16 protein-coding genes and 3 tRNA genes are annotated in these 13,685 nt (G+C 54.4%); 6 read left to right on the top strand and 13 right to left on the bottom strand.

What is annotated here, in order from left to right; genetic code table 11:
• Positions 1–234 precede the first annotated feature (234 nt).
• From AS136_RS10940 to AS136_RS10920, 5 genes are all read right to left on the bottom strand, one after another.
• Complete coding sequence (locus tag AS136_RS10940; RefSeq protein WP_039102823.1) at positions 235–729, bottom strand: YjjA family protein; 495 nt, start codon at positions 727–729, stop codon at positions 235–237.
• A gap of 65 nt (positions 730–794) precedes the next feature.
• A complete protein-coding gene (gene dnaC, locus AS136_RS10935) occupies positions 795–1,532 on the bottom strand; it encodes a DNA replication protein DnaC (RefSeq protein ID WP_008807545.1) in 738 nt (245 codons plus the stop codon).
• A 2-nt stretch (positions 1,533–1,534) separates the two neighbouring features.
• Positions 1,535–2,074 carry a primosomal protein DnaT gene (gene dnaT / locus AS136_RS10930; RefSeq protein WP_008807544.1) on the bottom strand — a complete coding sequence of 180 codons (540 nt, stop codon included), beginning with the start codon at positions 2,072–2,074 and terminating at the stop codon, positions 1,535–1,537.
• A gap of 102 nt (positions 2,075–2,176) precedes the next feature.
• On the bottom strand, positions 2,177–2,650 hold the full coding sequence (locus tag AS136_RS10925) for a threonine/serine exporter (protein WP_012542936.1): 474 nt from the start codon (positions 2,648–2,650) through the stop codon (positions 2,177–2,179).
• Positions 2,641–3,417 (bottom strand): threonine/serine exporter family protein, encoded by a 777-nt coding sequence (locus tag AS136_RS10920; protein ID WP_008807542.1) that lies wholly within the window; start codon positions 3,415–3,417, stop codon positions 2,641–2,643. Before AS136_RS10920 ends, AS136_RS10925 begins: the two co-directional genes overlap by 10 nt.
• Positions 3,418–3,698: 281 nt before the next feature.
• Here AS136_RS10920 and pobA point away from each other — a divergent pair, with 281 nt between their 5' ends.
• From pobA to bglJ, 4 genes are all read left to right on the top strand, one after another.
• Positions 3,699–4,883: a 4-hydroxybenzoate 3-monooxygenase gene (gene pobA / locus AS136_RS10915; RefSeq protein ID WP_063266764.1), complete on the top strand. Its 1,185-nt coding sequence runs from the start codon at positions 3,699–3,701 to the stop codon at positions 4,881–4,883.
• Between the two features lie 16 nt (positions 4,884–4,899).
• Positions 4,900–5,781: a helix-turn-helix domain-containing protein gene (locus AS136_RS10910; protein ID WP_049163119.1), complete on the top strand. Its 882-nt coding sequence runs from the start codon at positions 4,900–4,902 to the stop codon at positions 5,779–5,781.
• A gap of 264 nt (positions 5,782–6,045) precedes the next feature.
• Positions 6,046–6,768 carry a helix-turn-helix transcriptional regulator gene (locus tag AS136_RS10905; RefSeq protein WP_008807539.1) on the top strand — a complete coding sequence of 241 codons (723 nt, stop codon included), beginning with the start codon at positions 6,046–6,048 and terminating at the stop codon, positions 6,766–6,768.
• The gene (gene bglJ / locus AS136_RS10900; RefSeq protein ID WP_016160256.1) at positions 6,729–7,403 is read left to right on the top strand and encodes a DNA-binding transcriptional activator BglJ; all 675 of its coding nucleotides are present in this window, start codon (positions 6,729–6,731) and stop codon (positions 7,401–7,403) included. Before AS136_RS10905 ends, bglJ begins: the two co-directional genes overlap by 40 nt.
• A 5-nt stretch (positions 7,404–7,408) precedes the next feature.
• Here the strand turns inward: bglJ and AS136_RS10895 are convergent, their stop codons facing one another.
• Entirely contained in the window at positions 7,409–7,867 is a 459-nt protein-coding gene (locus tag AS136_RS10895) for a YbaK/EbsC family protein (protein ID WP_008807537.1), read from the bottom strand.
• A 333-nt stretch (positions 7,868–8,200) separates the two neighbouring features.
• Between AS136_RS10895 and AS136_RS10890 the strand changes: the two genes are divergently transcribed.
• Positions 8,201–9,544, top strand: coding sequence for a PTS cellobiose transporter subunit IIC (locus AS136_RS10890; RefSeq protein WP_008807536.1), 1,344 nt, complete (start codon positions 8,201–8,203; stop codon positions 9,542–9,544).
• A gap of 48 nt (positions 9,545–9,592) precedes the next feature.
• Here the strand turns inward: AS136_RS10890 and fhuF are convergent, their stop codons facing one another.
• From fhuF to AS136_RS28625, 3 genes are all read right to left on the bottom strand, one after another.
• Positions 9,593–10,381, bottom strand: coding sequence for a siderophore-iron reductase FhuF (fhuF, locus tag AS136_RS10885; protein ID WP_016160257.1), 789 nt, complete (start codon positions 10,379–10,381; stop codon positions 9,593–9,595).
• 111 nt (positions 10,382–10,492) lie between these two features.
• A complete protein-coding gene (locus tag AS136_RS10880) occupies positions 10,493–11,539 on the bottom strand; it encodes a GGDEF domain-containing protein (protein WP_008807534.1) in 1,047 nt (348 codons plus the stop codon).
• 23 nt (positions 11,540–11,562) lie between these two features.
• Complete coding sequence (locus AS136_RS28625) at positions 11,563–11,733, bottom strand: hypothetical protein (protein WP_162823401.1); 171 nt, start codon at positions 11,731–11,733, stop codon at positions 11,563–11,565.
• Between the two features lie 70 nt (positions 11,734–11,803).
• Between AS136_RS28625 and AS136_RS10875 the strand changes: the two genes are divergently transcribed.
• Entirely contained in the window at positions 11,804–12,043 is a 240-nt protein-coding gene (locus AS136_RS10875; protein ID WP_012542928.1) for a DUF1435 domain-containing protein, read from the top strand.
• Between the two features lie 21 nt (positions 12,044–12,064).
• Here the strand turns inward: AS136_RS10875 and AS136_RS10870 are convergent.
• From AS136_RS10870 to rsmC, 4 genes are all read right to left on the bottom strand, one after another.
• A tRNA-Leu gene (locus AS136_RS10870) sits at positions 12,065–12,151 on the bottom strand.
• 31 nt (positions 12,152–12,182) lie between these two features.
• Positions 12,183–12,269: transfer RNA gene (locus tag AS136_RS10865), tRNA-Leu, on the bottom strand.
• A 28-nt stretch (positions 12,270–12,297) separates the two neighbouring features.
• Positions 12,298–12,384, bottom strand: a tRNA-Leu gene (locus tag AS136_RS10860).
• Between the two features lie 171 nt (positions 12,385–12,555).
• Entirely contained in the window at positions 12,556–13,584 is a 1,029-nt protein-coding gene (gene rsmC / locus AS136_RS10855; protein WP_032732473.1) for a 16S rRNA (guanine(1207)-N(2))-methyltransferase RsmC, read from the bottom strand.
• Positions 13,585–13,685: the final 101 nt, after the last annotated feature.

Below are 13,685 nucleotides of genomic sequence, written 5' to 3'. Positions count from 1 at the left end.
ATTAGCGCCAGTTGTCGGCTGGCAGAATAGATTACTTTTCACGCCACACTGTAATTGCAGCGCCATCTTGCTGCAATTCTAGCGTCATGAAACTGTGCAGTTATTCAGAATTGGTTTAGATGTTGCCTTTTTTGATCGGTGTGGCGGGGAAGCGGAGAGGGAAAAAGGGTAAAAAAACCGTTTCAGGCCGCGCTGCCGTCGCGAAGGCAACAAACGCGGCATGAGCAGTACGTATCAGGAGAGGAAGTTAACGCCCTGTTTTAAGACCAGATCGCAGGCTTTGGTTTTCACCTGTTTCGCCAGCGAGCTGTTGCCAAGCGTATTCAGGTCCAGCTGCTGGCCGTTATTACTGTTGAGCAAGCCCTGCAGGCCATCAAGATAGTTGGTGTCTTGTTTCTGTTTTTCCGGCGTGCTGAGTCCCAGTTTATCCAGCACCTGGTTTTTGACGTTATCGGCGCTGGTCACGGAGGCCAGTTTCTGTTGCGCGCAATATGACAGGATCCCGGCCGCATTATTCATGCTGCTGGCGGTCAGAGACTGGCTGCTGCCGCTGAGCAGGCTGGTTAGCGAGGAGACGGACATGCCGCCGCTGCCAGTCTGGGTGCTGCTGCCGCTAAGCTGGCTGGCGGCGCTGTTAAGAGAATCCTGCCAGGAGGCAGCGTGAGCGCCGGCGAGGGTAAATGCACTGGCGGCAAAAGCGGCAAGTAAGCCATTTTTAAACGATTTCATAGACGGACTCATAAGCGTGACTGAATAATCGCTTTAGTATAACGCCGTCATCGTCCGGAAATCTCTTAATACTCCTTGCCAGTGACGCGGTGCCGGTAACTTTCCCAGTTGAAGATAACCCACAGACTGTTCCCCAGCCGCATACGGTCCATTACCCGTTCGCCGAGCAGCTTGTTCATCTCTTCCATATTACTGTTGGTGAGCATCCCGGTAGGCCGTTTGGATGAAGAACGACGGTCAACTATCTGATTGATAATGACCTTCTCATAGCGAGACTCCGTCTGCATACCAATTTCATCAATCACTAACAGGTCGACTTTGCTGAGGTCGCTCAGTAACTGCTCTTCGCTCGTTTCCCGGTTGCCAAAGGTATCTTTCATCGCCGACATAATATCGGCCACGGTGATGATTAAGACCGACTTCCCGCGCAGCAGCAGCTCGTTGCAGATGGCTGCCGCCAGGTGATTTTTGCCGGTCCCCGGTTTACCGGAGAAGATAAAGCTGGCGATATTGCCATCGAACTCTTCCACATACTGACGTGCGCGGGCGAGGGCGTTCATCTGTCCTTCGCACTCGACGCGGTAGTTATCAAAGGAACAGTTCTGATGCAGCGGGCGGATCCCTGAGCGGTTGAAGGTGCGCTGCATTTTCATCGCGCGATTCTCCCGCTCCAGCGCTTCGGAACGCAGCCGGCCTTGCTCTTTTTGCCAGGCCAGCAGTTCTTCGCCGGTTTTAAACGCCGGTTCGATATGGGCCGGCATCATTTTCTGCAGACGCTTCATCAGGTCGCCCACGTTTTTCATGCTCATCCTCGGAAACCTCGCGGAATATGACTGTCGGGTTCGCTCACGCTGTTCACATCGCGCTTCGGCTGTCCGCCGTTGCTGGCGCGGCTGATTTGCACGCTACGCGCCAGCTTCTGCTGCCACTGCACGTGGTGAAACACTTTACCTTCCGCCTGCCAGTAAGCGACGAAGGCAGCCAGCTCTTCCGGCGTGACTGGCTGGCTCAGGGCAATGCCCCATAGCGCGGCCAGGCGCTGAAAATCGGCGTCAGGCTGCCAGTCGGCGTACATGGCAAATTTGCCCATTGGCACCGCAACTGGCGCCGCGGATGGCTCCTCGAAAAACTGCGGGTCAAGGGCGATGTCGCTGCCGGGGCGCGCCAGCCTGGCTTCCAGCTCCAGCAACTGCGCCAGCCGCGCTGGCGTCAGCGCATAGAATGCCGGCGCGTTATTGGCAAAAACGGCAACGGTGCCGTCAGTTGATTTCGCCAGCAGCGCCGCGTGCTGCTGGAGGAACTCTTCCAGGCCGCTAAAATGGGAGGTTAAAATTCGCGAAGACATAACTCTATCTCAACTCTGAACTGCAAAGAGTGGGGTGATCTGCACATAGTAGCACAGAGCCCATCGCGGAAGGAGCGTCGCGGCTGTACCGCGACGCCGGGGTCAGACGCGAGGGCGCTTACGATACAGCCACAGACCGGGTATCGACAGGCCAATAGAAAGGGCGCCCACAATAGACGACGCCTTTAAAAAATTGCTCAGTAGCAAAATCATCATCTCTTCAGAATAGCCAAAATGGCTGATCTTTACCGCGGAGATCATCGCGGTATAGGCCGAGATGCCGGGAAACATCGGGATCACGGCGGCGACGGTAAAAATCTTCGGATGCGCCAGATACCAGCGTGACCACTGAATGCCGATGCTGCCCACCAGCAGCGCGGCGAGAAAGGTGGCCCATTCAATGTTAAAACCGGCGCTCATCATGACCATGCGCGAGCCGTGACCGATCGCCCCCAGCAGCGCGCACCAGCGCAAGGCGCGCTGGGGGACATTAAAGACCATGGCAAAACCAACGGCAGGGATTGCCGCCAGCAGCATGTCTTCCGCCAGTGCGAAAATAAACGAGATTATGCCCATCCGCGCAGCCCCCATACGGTCATCGCCATCACCACGCCAATGCAGGTGGCAAGGGTTAACAGGCTGGCGATCGCCCAGCGGGCGAGCCCCGTATTAATATGCCCTTTAAACATATCAGCGACGGCGTTGATCAAAGGAAAACCCGGAACCAGCAGCAGGACGCTGGCGGCCATGGCAATGGTCGGCGTACTGGCAAAGGCCGGGAGGCGCAGCAGCAGCCCGGAGATGGTGGTAGCGACAAAGGCGGTGATGCAGAAGTTGATCTGCGGATGCATGGACCGGTGGGTCAGCACCTGGCGAATGTACATGGCTACCGTACTGGCGCAGAAGCTGACCAGCGCGCCGTCCCAGCCGCCGTTGTTCAGTTTGCAGAAACAGGCGCAGGAGAGCCCCACCATGATGACCAGCAGCCAGCGCGGATAACGCAAGGGAACGATCTGCGCAAAGCGCTTCTCGACATCGCGATAGTCGAGCAGCTTATGTTCGGCGAGGATCACAATGTGCTGCACTTCCGTTACCACATGCATATTGATGCCGCGGTCGACATTTTTACGCGTTGAGGTGAGACATTCGCCATCTTTAATGGTGGTCAGCACGATGGCATTAGACGAGATGGCGCTTTCGACGCTGTCCATTCCCAGCGCCCGTCCGAGGCGGGTGGATAGCTCTTCCACCAGCGCACTTTCGGCGCCGTGCTGTAACAAAAAAAGACCACACTGGATGCACAATCGTGTGATTGCCCGCTGCTGTGACCGATCAACCTGCATAATTCCTCTGCTGTCCGCGACGTCTGGTTATCTGTCGATACTTTAACCTGAAGCGCCGTAGCGGCTGAGGGGGGCGGGATCAAATAATATGCAAAAATGTCCCGGCTGGCGGGGCGGCAGAATTTGAAGCATCCCACACTTTTGCCAGTTTGGTGAAAAGTGCAATTTTTGCCGCCATTCATCCCTTCTTTTTCCCGTCTGACTTATCAAAAATGCAGGAAAGCACTTTTATTAAACAAAAAATATACAAATAATTAACCCTGCAAGAGTGAGACAACCCTATGAAAACACAGGTCGCGATTATTGGCGCAGGTCCCTCCGGGCTGCTGCTGGGGCAGTTGTTGCACAACGCCGGGATCCATACCGTGATCCTCGAGCGTCAAACGCCACAGTATGTGCTGGGGCGCATCCGCGCGGGAATTCTGGAAAGCGGCACCGTCGATCTGCTACGCGAAGCGGGCGTGGCGCAGCGGATGGATGCCGAAGGCCTGGTGCATCATGGGGTGGAGTTTCTGTTTGATGGCCAGCGGGTATCCGTCGCACTGAGCGAGCTGACTGACGGCAAGAGTGTGATGGTTTATGGCCAGACGGAAGTGACCCGCGATCTGATGGCGGCCCGGGCCGCCAGCGGCGCGCCGATCGTCTATGGCGTGAGCGAGGTGGCTATTCATGACGCGAAAAGCGACCGACCGACGGTCACCTACCTCAGCGAAGGTGAAACCTGCCGCCTGGAGTGCGACTTTATCGCCGGTTGCGACGGTTTTCACGGGGTGTCACGGCAAAGCATTCCCGCTGACATTCTCAAAACCTACGAGAGCGTGTGGCCGTTTGGTTGGTTAGGCCTGCTGGCGGATACGCCGCCGGTCAATCCGGAGCTGATTTATGCACACCATCAGCGGGGGTTTGTATTGTGTAGTCAGCGCTCACTTACGCGCAGCCGCTATTATCTACAGGTTCCGCTGAGCGATAAGGTTGAAGCCTGGTCGGACGAACGTTTCTGGCAGGAGCTGAAAAGCCGCTTGCCGGAGGACCTGGCATCCAGGTTAGTGACTGGTCACTCACTTGAGAAGAGCATTGCCCCGCTGCGCAGTTTCGTGGTGGAGCCGATGCAGTATGGGCGGCTGTTTCTGGTGGGAGATGCGGCGCATATCGTTCCGCCAACCGGCGCCAAAGGGTTAAACCTGGCGGCATCGGATGTTAACTACCTGTGGCGGATCCTGCGTGAATACTATCATCGTGGCCGCAGCGATCTGCTGGCGACCTACTCGCAACTGGCGCTGGATCGGGTGTGGAAAGGGGAACGCTTTAGCTGGTTTATGACTCGCCTGCTGCATGATTTCCCGGACCAGAATGCGTTCGACGCCAAAATGCAGGCCGCCGACCGCCGCTACTACCTTGGCTCCCGCGCCGGGCTGACCACCATCGCGGAAAACTACGTGGGCTTGCCCATGGAACGCGTTACCTGACTAAAGAGGAGTGATTATGCCGCCCATGCAAGTCGTCCCCGTATTTAAGCTGTATGGCGAAGAGCGCGGCTGGCCAACGCCGGACCTGCTGCACTGCGAGTCGATTTTGCAGCGTAGCAGTCTGTATGAGTGGCATATTCGCGTTCATCAGCATGCGGAAATGGTCCAGCTCCTCTACCTGCATCAGGGCCGGGCGGAGATCGAAATTGAAGGCGCCACCGCGGTGATGACGGCGTCCTGCATCCAGGTGGTTCCCGCCCTTTGTATTCATGGGTTTCATTTTTCACCCGGGACACAAGGGTATGTGCTCTCCCTGGCGCTGCCGCTGCTGAGCCGGTTTGAAAACCAGTTCGGCCAGCCGCTGGATGTGCTTAGTGTACCGCAGTGCGTGCCGGTAGGCCGTTCCCGGGGGCGTATGCATACGCTATTTTCGGCGCTTCGCGAGGAATATTGCGAAGAGCATGATGCCCGGGAGATGATGTTGTACTCGTTGCTGGGGACGCTGCTGGCCTGGCTGAACCGGCAGTGCCGCCCCGCACCGCCCGCGGAAGATAAAGCGGAGCGGAAGCGCAGTATGATGCGCCACTTTTCCCGGCTTATTGAGAGCCACTACCGGCAGCATCTCCCGCTGGCGGAGTATGCGAAGCTAATTGGGTTGTCGGTCACGCACTTAAATTATTTATGCCGCGAGTTCTATGGCTGTAGCGCGCTGGGGGTATTGCATCAACGCCTGATGCTGGAAGCGCGACGCAATCTGCAGTACACCCGCATGACGGTAACACAACTCTCTGATTACTTAGGGTTTAGTGATGCTGCCTATTTTTCTCGCTTTTTCCGCCGCTATAGCGGGATGTCGCCTAAAGCATTTAGAGAAACAATCAAAGATAATGCTTTATAACTCACGTGCCTGAAATTATTTTTGCTAAATAATAGTTTTATCTTTTCTAATTTATTAGCGCAGGAGCGTCTGTGCTAATATTAATCGCAAGTATACACAGCAATAATATTTACACGGTATGACCACGGTTCGGTCGTTACGTATACCGTGTACGCAGGCCATGAATATACTTTTTATATTCATTCAGAGAATGATAAGGCGATGATGTTAAGCGCCGATTGTTTGCCGGCAGGCGAAGGAACTTCGACAGGAAGCGGAGGTGTTATGTTACCAGGACAAGGTAAGTTTGGTGTTGTTATTAGTAAAATTCCCGTCATGCAGTCAGGGTTAAAGGTTATCTTTAATGAAAATCTCCCTGATTACGAACTCAGTTTTTGTCGTTCTCATGATGAGCTCACCCTTTTGCAACTGCGGCGGGCAGTGCTGGTCGTCGCGGATATCTCCGGCGAGATTGCGCATCCCCGTGCCGTCTGCGAGCGGTATTACTCTCTGATGACGCAGTATCGTGATATTCACTGGGTTTTTATGGTCAGTGACAGCCTCTATCCATTGGCCGTTGAGCTTTTAATTCGCCCTGAAAGTTCGCTGATCTCGGAGAGTGAGCCGGTTAACCGGTTGATTGAGGTGATTTGCGCCGGCAGTCGTGCCGCTGAGCAAATTAGCCGGACGTTGTTCACCGGAGACGAGGATAGCGATTTCGCAAGCTACCACTCTGCGGCGATGCTGACCCTTTCGGAACGCAAGGTTTTGCGTCTTCTGGCAAAGGGATGGGGAATCAATCAGATCGCTGCGCTGTTGAAAAAGAGCAATAAAACCATCAGTGCGCAGAAAAATAGCGCAATGCGACGCTTATCACTGCGAAGCAATGCTGAAATGTATGCCTGGATCAACAGCGTGCAGGGAATGCAAGAGCTGAATATCAATTCAGCTTACGGGGAGCAAATGGAATGGAAAAAAATAGCACAACCCGCCATGTCGCCATCGTAGAGAAATGTGTGATGACGGAAATGGCCTGGCGCTATATCTTTAGTCGTGAAGATAATAGCCGATATCATATTCATCTGTTTAAAAATGTCAGTATGCTCAGGGCGGCGGAAACATCGTTTTCCTGGTCGGCCATTATCTTTTCTCTTTCGGGAAGCCGTTCTTCACGAGCTGAGAGTCTGCTTTTTGTTCATGAAATGGCGCGGTGTCGGCCGGAAGTCCAGGCAATTATTCTGGCTAATAATGAAAGTGAAATGCATCTGATCGGCCATCTTATGCCGGCTTGTCTGCACGGCATACTGAATAAATCCGCGCCGCGACGCGGGTTACAGGAGCGTTTGTTACAGTTGCTGGACAATCATCACCTCAGCGGCAGCGAACAATTTTGCGACAGAGAGGCGTGCAACGATCCGCTAAGTCCAACGGAGCACGCCATCCTTCGGTATATGTCGTGGGGATATTCGCTTTCTGATATTGCGATACAGCTGAACCGGAACATTAAAACTATCCGCGCGCATAAATTTAACGCCATGACCAAGCTCGGGGTTCGCTCAGACATCGGTTTATTAAACGCGGCGGATATCTTGCTGCATCTACCGATGAGCAGCGCGAACAACGCCGTTAAACAGGTGGCGTAACGCGGCTATAAACACACGTCTACCCATGTCGCATCGGTGAGCTGCGCCAATCGTTCTGGTTCAATACGAACGGCGCTGTGAATGGCTCCCGCTGCGGGTAGCACCTCCTGATAGTGCCTGAGCGAGACGTCGCAATAGACGGCCAGCGGATTTTCCAGACCAAAAGGGCACACGCCGCCTACCGGATGACCGGTCCAGGTCACCACCTCATCGCTGCTTAACATTCTGGCTTTCGCACCAAAGGTCTCTTTCAGCTTTTTGTTATCCAGCCGCGCATCGCCCCTGGCGACGATCAGTACAATCTTATCCTTGATCTTGAGCGACAGCGTTTTGGCGATTTGTCCAGGCTCAACGTTGTGTGCGGCAGCGGCGAGCGCGACGGTGGCGGTACTCTGATTTAACTCAATAATTTCGATATCGGGGGCGTGTTCGGCAAAAAACTGCCGTACAGACTGCAGACTCATTGGATTCTCCTGATTTAAGCCTGGTTAAATCTGTCACAAGCCTGGCGGAGTGTAAATAACAGCGCGGACAATCCAGATTCTTTCTATTTTGTCGATCTCCTTCACATTCACCGTAACCGGTTACTGTAACCGGTTGCGGTTGGGCGCGTAGAGATGAATACTGGAACAGTCACTTCTCACTTTATTTATAACATAAGAGCCGTGTATGAATCGTTGCGTCATGAGCAGTATAGCCGGTAATCCATCAGCGGCCTGCTGCATCAAAAAGCGGTCATCGTAACGGCAGGGTAATCGTTGTTGGGCCAGTATCAATAGCCTGTCAGGAGGGCTACTATGTCTGCTAACCATGCTGCGTTTAATTTGATATTTCGCTTTGTAGAAAATTACATAAGCCCCATAGCAGGGCGGATCTCATCGCAGCGCCACGTCATGGCTATCCGTGACGGTTTTATCTCAGCGATGCCATTTATGATCGTCGGATCGTTCCTGCTGGTGTTTGCTTATCCACCTTTCTCACCGGATACCACCTGGGGTTTTGCCCGCGCCTGGCTGGATCTGGCAAAAGAGTTTGAGGGGCGTATTCTGACCCCCTTTGATATGACGATGGGGATCATGTCGATCTACATCTGCGCGGCGATCTCCTATAACCTCGGTAAGCACTACGAGAAATCCAATCAGCTCGATCCCTTTATGTGCGCAATGCTGTCGATCATGGCCTTTTTGCTGATTGCTGCGCCGAAGACCAATGGCACGCTGCCGGTGGATAGCCTCGGGGGGACCGGGATCTTTACCGCGATTCTGGTGGCGATCTATTGCGTGGAAATGATGCGTTTTTTGAAAGCGCACAACATTGGGATCCGCTTGCCGGACCAGGTTCCGCCGATGATCAAAAACTCCTTTGATCTGTTGATCCCGGTGCTGGTGGTCGTGCTGACGCTGTATCCGCTGAGTCTGTTTATCCAGCACCATTTTGACATGCTGATCCCGCAGGCCATTATGGCCATCTTCAAACCGCTGGTTTCGGCAGCCGACTCTCTGCCGGCAATTCTGCTGGCGGTGCTTATTGGCCACCTGTTGTGGTTCGCCGGGATCCACGGTGCCGCGATTGTGTCCGGGATGCTGCAGATGTTCTGGCTGACCAACCTCGGTATGAACCAGCAGGCGCTGGCCCAGGGGGCGCCTCTGCCGCATATCTTCATGGAGGCGTTCTGGACATTCTTCATAGTGGTTGGTGGTTCCGGGGCGACCATGGGGCTGGTGTTCTGTTATCTGCGTAGCCGCTCAGCGCATTTGCGCTCCATTGGCCGTCTGAGCGTGGTGCCAAGCCTGTTTAACATTAACGAGCCGGTTATCTTTGGGACGCCTATCGTCATGAATCCGGTGTTCTTTATTCCGTTCCTGCTGGCGCCAATGGTGAACGCGGTGCTGGCCTGGGCAGCAATGAAGCTGGATCTGATTGGCCGCGTTATCTCGGTGGTACCGTGGACGGCGCCAGCACCGATTGGCGGCGCCTGGGCGCTGGGCTGGGATTTTCGGGCGGCGGTTCTGGTGATCGTTCTGGCCTGCGTGTCGGCGATTATCTACTTCCCGTTCTTTAAGGTGTATGAGAAACAGCTGCTTGCTCAGGAAGCGGAAGAGGCCGAGCGGGCGGAGCAGGAGAGTCAACAGACCGCATAAATAGCAACGGGCGGCAAGGGCCGCCCGTTAATTTTGAGGTAGGGGGCGTTATTTCAGCGTGCAGTCGCCGCACTGTTGGACATCCGGCAGGCGATAGCGCTGGCAGCAGGTGCGTCGGACTAACAGCCCTTCACGCAGCACCACCGTTCGCCACAGCGGGTTATCCTGACCATCGGCGAGCTGTTTTTCAAAGAAGCAGTGCTGACGCAGAGCGGCGACCTGCTCATCGCCCAGCAGCGTGCGCATTTCACCTAAATACCAGTTGATCAGATAGCCGGTATTACTCCAGATAAGTTTGCCATTGATCTCGCCCGTCGCTTCCAGCGCCTCAACAACCGGCTGCAGGGTACGAATCACCAGGGCATCTATCCGCGCCTGCGGTGAAAGCGCTGCTATCCTGGCATCGTTATGCACATCAATCCAGAAGCAGGCAGCCCGACCGCTCTCGTGAAATTCGACATGGAAATGTTCTGGCGCCAGGCTGAGTCCCTGCGGTTCATTAAGCAGCGCCAGCATCAGCGGCGGCACCAGCAGGCCGATATACCACTGGGCCCAGAGCGAGAGCAGGGGCTTCTGTTCACGCGGCTGCGTGGGCTGATGACGATAGATATGATCGGACCAGGTGGCCAGCAGGGAGCGTAACGCGATGGGTTGCGACCACTCGGCGAGCGTTAACGCATGCGGCGGGGCAGGCTCATCCAGACGCAGGAAATCCAGCAGATGAGGGCGCAGGGCAGTGATTTTTGCCCGAAGACTCTCCGCCAGCGCGCGTTCAGCCGTCGGGAAGGGAGCCCGCCAGATGAGTTCGTCGCTAAGAGAAAGGGAGCGCCAGGCCATTTGATTTCCAGATACAAATCTAAATGATAATGATTCCTGATATTAGTTGTTTGCAGGCGGCATGGCAAGGAGTTTGTCGGCGCCGCGATACCGCGGCGCGCGAAGGAAAAGCTAACTGGCAAGAATAATATTGCGTCCTTTATTTTTGGCCTCATACAGTGCGCCATCGGCTCGTGCCAGCGCTTGCTCAATGTTGTCATCAATGAGCGGCGTCAGGCCAATGCTGATGGTCACGTTTGTGGCGACACTTTCATTAAACATATGCGGGATCTTCAGATCATAGACCCGCTGGCGAATGCGTTCGGCAGCCTGCCAGGCGGTTTCCTCGCTGCTGTTGGTCAGCAGGACCATAAACTCTTCCCCACCAAAACGAGCGACAATATCGCGTGAGCGCACGGCGTTGCGGATCGCGGCAGAGACGCGAATCAGCGCCTGGTCGCCCATCATATGACCATAGTGGTCGTTATAGGCTTTAAAGTGATCGATATCGAGGAGCAGCACAAAGTGGTTGTCTCCGTCCAGCGCCAGCAGGGTGTCGAGGCGGTTCTGTAGCCCGCGGCGATTATACAAACCGGTCAGGGGATCCAGCATACTGAGATCGTTGAGCGTGTTGCGTTCCTGCATCAGCTTATCCATTAATCCTTGCGTGAAGGCATCGTTGCGCTTCTGGATAATATTTTGCAGGGTAATACCGGCAATAGGCAGCACAAAACAGTAGGTCATGCGCAACCATTGTTCCCCCTCTGACATTATCAGGCAGATAAGGAAAGTCGGTAAAGAGTGAAGGGTAAAGGCAGTGATATTATTGGAAAAAGCGATGGTGCCGATAAACAGAATGCTTAATAGGGCGATTACCAGATAGTTAAAATGCGGCGGTGTCAATAGCATCGCTTTTGCCACCACGTGCCATGCCCAGAGCATGCCAAATAACAACGAGATAGCCGGAATATTTATTTTCGCTTGCGGCCATTTCCAGTGCCAGAGCAGCAACAGCCCGCTGCAGGCCACGATCAGGGCGCAGGGCAGCGTAAAACGAACTACCGTAAATAGTGGGCTGACCAGCGACAGAGAGGAGGAAATGAAATTAAGCAGTAAAAAAAGCCGTAAGGAATATTGATATTTTTGTGCGTAGTGTGCTCGCCAGGTTTGTGCAGTCATATCGGAAGAATCATTATTAGTCGTTAAATTTCAAAATGATGAAAGCCAAAAATGAAGAGTCTGATAACAATGTGCAAAAAAAAGTTATTTGCAAAATAAGCAAAATATTTAATATATATCGATAATCCGCTTAATTTATCACCTTCATGAATGTATGTCATTACCGCGAACGTAAAGAAAAAGACGCAAAGCACATCGCAAATGACAAATGATAAATGTTATCATATGATATTGGTTATCATTATCGTTTTGAGAGGTGAAACCATGTTGCAGCGGGCATTAGGGAGTGGTTGGGGTGTGGTGGTTCCCGGCGTGCTGATTGCCGCTCTCGGGTATGCCGGAGTCTCGGCCGATGTGTGGCGGGCGCTGGTCACGGTGGGCATGCTGATGTCCGCAGCGATGATATGGCATCGTCAACTGCGCCACTTTATCCTGCTGCCATCTTGCGTTGCATTGATTGGTGGAATAATGCTGATGATTCTGGATTTTAAACTGGGGGGATAATGCCGGAAGAGAAAAGAATATTGGTGCGAGGGGGGGGACTTGAACCCCCACGTCCGTAAGGACACTAACACCTGAAGCTAGCGCGTCTACCAATTCCGCCACCTTCGCACAGTATTCTTTCTTTAGGATATTGCCTCGTTGGTGCGAGGGGGGGGACTTGAACCCCCACGTCCGTAAGGACACTAACACCTGAAGCTAGCGCGTCTACCAATTCCGCCACCTTCGCCCAGTGCGAGCAATATCTTTGTGGATTATGGTGCGAGGGGGGGGACTTGAACCCCCACGTCCGTAAGGACACTAACACCTGAAGCTAGCGCGTCTACCAATTCCGCCACCTTCGCATACCATCGACACTATGAAAGTATCGTTACCACGGAGGCGCATTCTAGTGGTTTTCGGCGGCACGTCAATAGTTAATTATGCAGGTTGTATCGATTGCTGCAAAAATGGGCGGGTTTGCCGCGAAGAAGAGCCAGCGGCACCGCAAGTGGGCCGCTGGCGCCAGAAGACGATTATTTTTTCGCCTGGCGGGTCATGATGGTGCGATAGACCTTAAACCGTCCTGTTTGGGCGATCACTTCATGGAAGCCAAATGTCTCATCCAGCACCTGGGGATACGGCAGGAAGGCGTTGGCGACAATGCGCATTTCGCCGCCGCTGTTCAGATGGCGAACCGCGCCGCGGATCAGCGCCTGGGCCGCTTCGAGGCTGGTCTGCAGCCCATCATGGAATGGCGGGTTGGAGATGATCATGTCGAAGCGACCATTGACCTCCGAAAAGACGTTGCTGGCAAACACATCGCCTGCAAAACCATTAGCGGCAAGCGTCGCGCGGCTGGCTTCGACCGCCGGGGCGCTGACGTCGCACAGGGTCAGACGCACCTTCGGCGAATGGCTGGCCAGCACTGCGGCCAGCACGCCCGCGCCGCAGCCGACATCCAGCACTTTCCCTTTGGTATGCGGCTCGAGAGTGGACAGCAGCAGCTGACTGCCGACGTCCAGACCGTCGCGACTAAACACGCCAGGCAGCGTTTTAATCGTCAGATTATCCAGCGCATACTCGCCCCAGAATGCTTCGGCGTCGAAGGCCGGCTGCTTTTCCAGACGACCATGGTAGAGGCCACAGCGACGGGCGCTGTCGATTTTATTCAGCGGGGCATATTCGGCCAGCATTTGCTCTGCGCTGCGAACGCCGCTACGGTTTTCCCCGACGACGAAAATATCGATTCCCACCGGCAGCAGAGAGAGCAGGTTCATCAGCTGGAACTGCGCCTCGGGTTTGTTCTTCGGCCAGTAGTAGATCAGGGTGTCGCAATCGGCGACGTCGGCGGCCTCGGCCACTAAGCTAAAACGGACGTTGTCACCCATCTGACGGTTCAGCACCTGCCAGTGGTGGAACTGTTGGGTATGAGCGCGGCTGGCCGCGGTATCCAGACGCGCAGGCAGGTCATCCTGCAGGTCACCGGCAAACAGAACGCGGGCGGACTCGAAATCATCACTGTGGCGCAGCAAGACTTCACTTGCCGGGGTAAAAGCGGACATGAAACACTCCTTCATTAAGACTGGCGCCGATTATAGTAGTTTGTTGGCGCAGATACGACGGATTTGCTATATTGCGCGCTTGTTTACCAGGAGTGTTTCGC

The organism is Klebsiella sp. D5A, assembly GCF_001620885.1.
Classification (GTDB): domain Bacteria; phylum Pseudomonadota; class Gammaproteobacteria; order Enterobacterales; family Enterobacteriaceae; genus Klebsiella; species Klebsiella variicola.
The sequence above is the reverse complement of the archived record's forward strand: the minus strand, read 5'-3'. Positions and strand labels throughout refer to the sequence as shown.

What these genes read in the sequence shown, in the direction of transcription:
- dnaT (WP_008807544.1), bottom strand. Translation starts at nt 2,074, where the DNA reads ATGTCTTCGCGAATTTTAACCTCCCATTTTAGCGGCCTGGAAGAGTTC.
- AS136_RS10940 (WP_039102823.1), bottom strand. Translation starts at nt 729, where the DNA reads ATGAAATCGTTTAAAAATGGCTTACTTGCCGCTTTTGCCGCCAGTGCA.
- rsmC (WP_032732473.1), bottom strand. Translation starts at nt 13,584, where the DNA reads ATGTCCGCTTTTACCCCGGCAAGTGAAGTCTTGCTGCGCCACAGTGAT.
- AS136_RS10880 (WP_008807534.1), bottom strand. Translation starts at nt 11,539, where the DNA reads ATGACTGCACAAACCTGGCGAGCACACTACGCACAAAAATATCAATAT.
- bglJ (WP_016160256.1), top strand. Translation starts at nt 6,729, where the DNA reads ATGGAAAAAAATAGCACAACCCGCCATGTCGCCATCGTAGAGAAATGT.
- fhuF (WP_016160257.1), bottom strand. Translation starts at nt 10,381, where the DNA reads ATGGCCTGGCGCTCCCTTTCTCTTAGCGACGAACTCATCTGGCGGGCT.
- AS136_RS10905 (WP_008807539.1), top strand. Translation starts at nt 6,046, where the DNA reads ATGTTACCAGGACAAGGTAAGTTTGGTGTTGTTATTAGTAAAATTCCC.
- pobA (WP_063266764.1), top strand. Translation starts at nt 3,699, where the DNA reads ATGAAAACACAGGTCGCGATTATTGGCGCAGGTCCCTCCGGGCTGCTG.
- dnaC (WP_008807545.1), bottom strand. Translation starts at nt 1,532, where the DNA reads ATGAAAAACGTGGGCGACCTGATGAAGCGTCTGCAGAAAATGATGCCG.
- AS136_RS10920 (WP_008807542.1), bottom strand. Translation starts at nt 3,417, where the DNA reads ATGCAGGTTGATCGGTCACAGCAGCGGGCAATCACACGATTGTGCATC.
- AS136_RS10925 (WP_012542936.1), bottom strand. Translation starts at nt 2,650, where the DNA reads ATGGGCATAATCTCGTTTATTTTCGCACTGGCGGAAGACATGCTGCTG.
- AS136_RS10875 (WP_012542928.1), top strand. Translation starts at nt 11,804, where the DNA reads ATGTTGCAGCGGGCATTAGGGAGTGGTTGGGGTGTGGTGGTTCCCGGC.
- AS136_RS10895 (WP_008807537.1), bottom strand. Translation starts at nt 7,867, where the DNA reads ATGAGTCTGCAGTCTGTACGGCAGTTTTTTGCCGAACACGCCCCCGAT.
- AS136_RS10890 (WP_008807536.1), top strand. Translation starts at nt 8,201, where the DNA reads ATGTCTGCTAACCATGCTGCGTTTAATTTGATATTTCGCTTTGTAGAA.
- AS136_RS10910 (WP_049163119.1), top strand. Translation starts at nt 4,900, where the DNA reads ATGCCGCCCATGCAAGTCGTCCCCGTATTTAAGCTGTATGGCGAAGAG.